This window comes from Piscinibacter sp. (assembly GCF_050175855.1).
GTDB lineage: Bacteria > Pseudomonadota > Gammaproteobacteria > Burkholderiales > Burkholderiaceae_C > Piscinibacter.
Genome location: NZ_JBFXIO010000357.1, coordinates 1 through 5,293, shown reverse-complemented (window position 1 = coordinate 5,293; position 5,293 = coordinate 1). Strand labels below are relative to the sequence as shown.

Sequence of the window (5,293 nt, the reverse complement as noted above, 5' to 3'; positions counted from 1 at the left end):
TTTCACGCGTTTCGGCTACACCAGCGTGCTGTTTCCCGAGATCGATGCGGCCGAAGACGACTGATCGCTGCCGGTGTGTAAAGCTGTGTGTCGCTCGCGGGGCGGGCGGCGGCGCCGCGCCCGAGGCGTGCGTTGCGGAAGTGCGAGCAGCGGCACTTTCCTGCGCCGGCCGGCTCCGAACAGAAGACGCACACGAGGCACACCATGAGAAGCCCCCATCGAGACCGCCCCCTGGCAGCCCTGGTCCTGGCACTGGCCGCAGCCTTGCCTGGCCTGCAGGCCTGCACCGCCGTGGCGGCGCCGGTGCCGGCGCAGCGCGCCGAGGAGGCGATCGATCCGCCCGGCCGCGTCGGCCGGCTGTCGGAGGTGGACGGGCAGGTCTGGCTGTTCCACCCCGAAGATGGCGAGTGGGTGGCGGCCGAGCGCAACCGGCCGCTGACCAGCGGTGACCGTCTGGCCACTGACGGTGGGGCGCGCACCGAGGTGCGCATCGGCTCGACCACGCTGCGGCTGGACGGCGCCACCGAGATCGAGGTGCTGCGCCTGGACGACGACCGCATCGCGCTGCAACTGCACAACGGCAGCGTGGCGGTGCGCATCCGCAGCCGAGAGCAGGTCGAGGGTTTCGAGCTGCGCACGCAGGAAGGCCGCTTCACCGTGCAACGCACCGGTCGCTACCGTTTCGACCGCGCCGACGAGGCCAGCTTCGCCACCGTGCTGTCCGGCCAGGCCTACTTCGAGACGCAGAACAACGCGCTGACCATCAACGTCGGGCAGCGCGCCGAGTTCTGGATGGACCGCGCCAACGTGCCGCAGTACAGCATCGTGGAGCCGGAGCGCGACGCCTTCTCGTCCTGGGTGGCCGAGCGCGACCGCGCCGACGACCGCAGCGCGTCCACGCGCTACGTGTCCCCCGAGATGACCGGCGTCGAGGACCTCGACCGTTACGGCTACTGGCAGGACAACCCCGAGTACGGCGCACTGTGGGTGCCGCGCACCGTCGCGCCCGGCTGGGCGCCGTACACCACCGGCCGCTGGGCCTGGGTGGCACCCTGGGGCTGGACCTGGATCGACGAGGCACCCTGGGGCTTCGCGCCGTTCCACTACGGCCGCTGGGTCTACGTCGGCAGCAGCTGGTGCTGGGCGCCGGGCACCTATGTGCGCCGTCCCGTGTATGCGCCAGCGCTGGTTGCGTGGATCGGCGGACCCCGGCTGTCGCTGGGCATCAGCATCGGCGGCGGCGGCCCGGCCGTGGGCTGGGTGCCACTGGCGCCGCGCGAGGTCTACGTGCCTTACTACAGGGTGAGCCCGGGCTACGTGCGCAACGTGAACGTCACGCACGTCACCAACATCACCAACATCACGACCATCGTCAACAACCCGCAGCAGGCGGTGGTCGGCCGCGACTTCCGCAACCGCAAGTTCCCCCATGCGGTGACGGTGGTGCCGGCCAGCACCTTCACTTCGCGCCAGCCGGTGGCGCCGGTGGCGCGTCAGCTGCGCGACACCCCCGAGGTGCGCGAGATCGTGCGCCAGCCGCCTCGCGCCAGCATCGTGGCCGCCCCGCCGGTGGCCACGCCGCCCGTGGTGCAACGCCGTCCCGACATGCCGGTGGCGCGGCCGCCGGTGCAGCAGGCGCCGGCGCTGCGCGAGCGCCTGCCGGGCAACGGCTTCCGGCCCGACCGGCCCGATGTGGTGCGTGCCGCACCGGTGGTGCCGCACGAGCCCGAGCGGCCGGCGCAGCCCGAGCCGCGCCGCGAGCAGCGTGAGATCCGCGAGCAGCGTGAGATCCGCGAGATCCGGACGCTGCCGCAGCCGCCCGCGATGCGCCCGGTGCAGCCCGCGCAGCCCGCACAGCCCATGCCGCCCGCCCAGCCGATGCAGCCCGTGCAGCCGCGCGCCGAACGCATCGACCGTACGGAGCGTCCGCAGCCGCCGATGGTGCGCCCGCAGCCGCAGTTCCAGGCGCCGCCGCAACCGCAACCGGCGCCGGCCCCGGTGCTGCGCCAGCCGGTGCCCCAACCGCAGCCTGCTCAGCCGGCACCGCAACTGCGTGGCAACGGCAACGGCAACGGCAATGGTGGGGGCGGCGGCCCGGCGTTTCGCGATCGGCCCGACGTGAACAACGAGCGCGGCCCGGGCCGAAACCCCCGCCAGGATCCCTGATCCCGCCTCAGCGCAACAGGGGCGCGAGCACCGGCCAGACGTTGCCGAGCATCACCGGGTGCGCCTCGGCCACCGGGTGGATGCGGTCGCTCTGGAACATCGCCTCGGCATTGGCCGCGTTGGCCACGCCCTCGAGGAAGAACGGCACCAGCGCCGCACCACCGGCCTTCGCCACACTGCCGAACAGCGCGGCGAAGTCCTCGCCGTACTTGCGTCCGTAGTTGGGCGGCACCTGCATGCCCAGCAGCAGCACCTTCGCACCGGCCTCGCGCGAGGCCTTCACCATGGCGGCCAGGTTGTCGCGCGTCATCGACAGCGGCAGCCCGCGCAGTGCGTCGTTGCCGCCGAGTTCGATCAGCACGTGCGTGGGCCGATGCTGGCGCAGCAGCGCCGGCAGGCGCGAGCGGCCGCCCGAGGTGGTGTCGCCGCTGATGCTGGCGTTGATCACCTTGGCGGCGATCTTCTCCTTGGCCAGGCGCTGCTCGAGCAGTGCCACCCAGCCGCTGCCGCGGGCGATGCCGTACTCCGCCGACAGGCTGTCGCCGACGACGAGCAGCGTGGCCGGTCCCCGCGGCGCGGCGGCCTTCACCCCCGCGGACCACAGGCCGAGGCCGAGCAGGCTACAGTGCGCCAGCCAGTCGCGGCGCGTCGCCGCCCCTTTCATCTCACGCTGATTCATGTCCGAACCCATCATCGCCGTGGAGCGTGTCACCAAGCAGGTGCAGGACTCCACCGGCACGCTGACGATTCTCCACGAGATCGATTTCACCCTGGAGGCGCGTCAGTCGGCCGCCATCGTCGGCGCGTCGGGCTCGGGCAAGAGCACGCTGCTGTCGATCATCGCGGGGCTGGACACCCCCAGCAGCGGCACGGTGCGTATCGGCGGCGCCGATCTCTTCGCGCTCGACGAGGATGCCCGTGCGGCGCTGCGTGCCCAGAAGCTGGGCTTCGTGTTCCAGAGCTTCCAATTGCTGGCCAACCTGACCGCGCTGGAGAACGTGATGCTGCCGCTGGAACTGCAGGGCCGGCGCGACGCGCGCGTCCTGGCCACCGAGATGCTCGGCCGCGTGGGCCTGGGCGAGCGGCTGCGTCACTATCCGAAGGTGCTGTCGGGCGGCGAGCAGCAGCGCGTGGCGCTGGCGCGTGCCTTCGTGGTGCAGCCGGCGGTGCTGCTGGCCGACGAGCCCACCGGCAGCCTCGACTTCGCCACCGGCGAGCGGGTGATGGAGCTGATGTTCGAGCTCAACCGCGAGGCCGGCACCACACTGGTGCTGGTGACGCATGATCGCGGCATCGCCGCGCGCTGCGACCGTCAACTGCGCATCGAGGCCGGGCGGCTCGACCTCGGCGCGATGGCGATGTGACATCGCCATGCGACGGCGGTCGGAGGTTCAGTTCAGCGTCGAGAACTTGTAGTCCGTCTTCGCCTTGGCGCGGATCGAGTCGCGGAACTCGCCGAGCTTCTGCTGGCCGATGCGCTGCTGGATCTGCGCCTTGACTTCCTCGAGCGGCGGGAACTTGGCCTCGCGCGAATCCTCGAGCTTGATGATGTGCCAACCGAACTGCGACTTCACCGGCGTCTCGGTCATCTCGCCCTTGTTCAGCTTGACCATCGCCTGCGAGAACTCGGGCACGTAGGCGCCCGGCGCGGCGTAATCGAGATCGCCGCCGTTCTCGCCGGAGCCGGGGTCCTTCGAGTTCTTCTTCGCCACGTCCTCGAACTTGGCGCCGCCCTTGATCTGCGCGATCAGCGCCTTGGCTTCCTCTTCCTTCTCGACGAGGATGTGGCGCGCACGGTACTCGGTACCGCCGGACTGTGCCTTGAACTTGTCGTACTCGGCCTGGACTTCGGCGTCGGTGACCGGGTTCTTCTTCTGGAAGTCGGCGAACAGCTCGCGGATCAGCAGCGTCTGGCGGGCGAACTCCATCTGCTGCTTGTACTCGGCCGTCGTCGCCAGGCCGCGCTTCTCGGCTTCCTGCAGGAAGATCTCGCGCAGCACCACCTCGTCGCGCACCTGCTGCTCGAGCTCGGGCGTCTTCGGCTGACCGGAGCGAACCGCCTGGTTCATCAGCGCCTCGGCGCGCGCCTTCGGCACGGCCTTGCCGTTGACGATGGCGATGTTCTGCGCCTGCGCGGCCAGCGGCGCAGCCAGCAGCGCGGCGAGCGCGAGCGAAGTGAGGCGAAGGGAAGGGTGCTTCTTCATGGCAGGCAGGGGGAAGATCAGGAATCGCCCGGCAGCCGGGCGTCGATGGCCAGGGCGTGGATACCCTGGGGGATGAGATGCTGCAGGGCATCATAAACGAGGCGATGCCGCGCCACCCGTGACAAACCGTTGAAGCGCGCGCAGGTGATGCGCACGCTGAAGTGCCGTCCCTCGCGCGCGCCGGCGTGGCCGGCATGAAGGTGGCTGTCGTCCTGCACGGCGAGGTCACTCGGCTGCAGGGCCTCGCGCAGCGCGGCCTCGATGGCCTCGGCGGTGACGGCCATGATCAGGCGCTCGGGGCCTCGCCGGCGCCGTCGTCGTCCTGCACGTGGCGGCTGATGTACAGGCCCTGGGCCACGGTGAACACCAGCATCAGGCCGATACCGCCGAACAGCTTGAAATTGACCCAGGTGTCGGTGCTGAAGCTGTAGGCCACGTAGAGGTTCAGCAGGCCCATGAAGGCGAAGAACGCCACCCACATGAAATTCAGCCGCTGCCACACGCCGGCCGGCAGCGTCAGCTGCTCGCCGATCAGCGCGCGCAGCAGGTTCTTGCGGAAGATCAGCTGGCTCAGCCAGAACGTCATGCCCATCACCCAGTACAGGACGCTGGGCTTCCACTTGATGAAGGTCTCGTTGTGGAACCAGATGGTGGCTCCGCCGAAGACCGTGACCAGGCCCAGGCTCACCCACAGCATGGTGTCGACCTTGCGGCCGCGGGCGATGATCCAGCCCACCTGCGCCAGCGTGGCGAGGATCACCACCACCGTGGCCAGCAGCACCGGCGCCTCGTTCGGACCGACGACGCCGCCGCTGACCATGAAGCCGAACTGGTCGGAGGCGAACTGGGCCGCCCAGTCCTTGCGTCCTTCGGCGACCTTGAAGGTCGTGAAGAACAGGATGATGGGCAGAAAGTCGAACAGA

6 protein-coding genes are annotated in these 5,293 nt (G+C 70.1%); 2 read left to right on the top strand and 4 right to left on the bottom strand.

Going from position 1 to position 5,293, the window contains the following annotated elements; genetic code table 11:
* Positions 1-204 precede the first annotated feature (204 nt).
* The gene (locus AB7U92_RS21285; RefSeq protein ID WP_428581744.1) at positions 205-2,166 is read left to right on the top strand and encodes a DUF6600 domain-containing protein; all 1,962 of its coding nucleotides are present in this window, start codon (positions 205-207) and stop codon (positions 2,164-2,166) included.
* A 7-nt stretch (positions 2,167-2,173) separates the two neighbouring features.
* Here the strand turns inward: AB7U92_RS21285 and AB7U92_RS21280 are convergent, their stop codons facing one another.
* Positions 2,174-2,845 carry an arylesterase gene (locus AB7U92_RS21280; RefSeq protein ID WP_428581741.1) on the bottom strand — a complete coding sequence of 224 codons (672 nt, stop codon included), beginning with the start codon at positions 2,843-2,845 and terminating at the stop codon, positions 2,174-2,176.
* On the opposite strand from AB7U92_RS21280, the gene AB7U92_RS21275 reads away from it, so the two are divergent.
* Entirely contained in the window at positions 2,844-3,530 is a 687-nt protein-coding gene (locus AB7U92_RS21275) for an ABC transporter ATP-binding protein (RefSeq protein WP_428581738.1), read from the top strand. The genes AB7U92_RS21280 and AB7U92_RS21275 overlap by 2 nt on opposite strands.
* Positions 3,531-3,557: 27 nt before the next feature.
* On the opposite strand, the gene AB7U92_RS21270 is transcribed toward AB7U92_RS21275, so the two are convergent.
* Genes AB7U92_RS21270 through AB7U92_RS21260 form a run of 3 tightly spaced genes read right to left on the bottom strand, consistent with a single transcriptional unit; the run spans position 3,558 to position 5,292 of the window.
* Positions 3,558-4,370, bottom strand: coding sequence for a peptidylprolyl isomerase (locus AB7U92_RS21270; RefSeq protein ID WP_428581735.1), 813 nt, complete (start codon positions 4,368-4,370; stop codon positions 3,558-3,560).
* 17 nt (positions 4,371-4,387) lie between these two features.
* Entirely contained in the window at positions 4,388-4,654 is a 267-nt protein-coding gene (locus AB7U92_RS21265; protein WP_428581732.1) for a BolA family protein, read from the bottom strand.
* A 2-nt stretch (positions 4,655-4,656) separates the two neighbouring features.
* Complete coding sequence (locus AB7U92_RS21260) at positions 4,657-5,292, bottom strand: septation protein A (protein ID WP_428581729.1); 636 nt, start codon at positions 5,290-5,292, stop codon at positions 4,657-4,659.
* Between the last annotated feature and the right edge of the window lies 1 nt (position 5,293).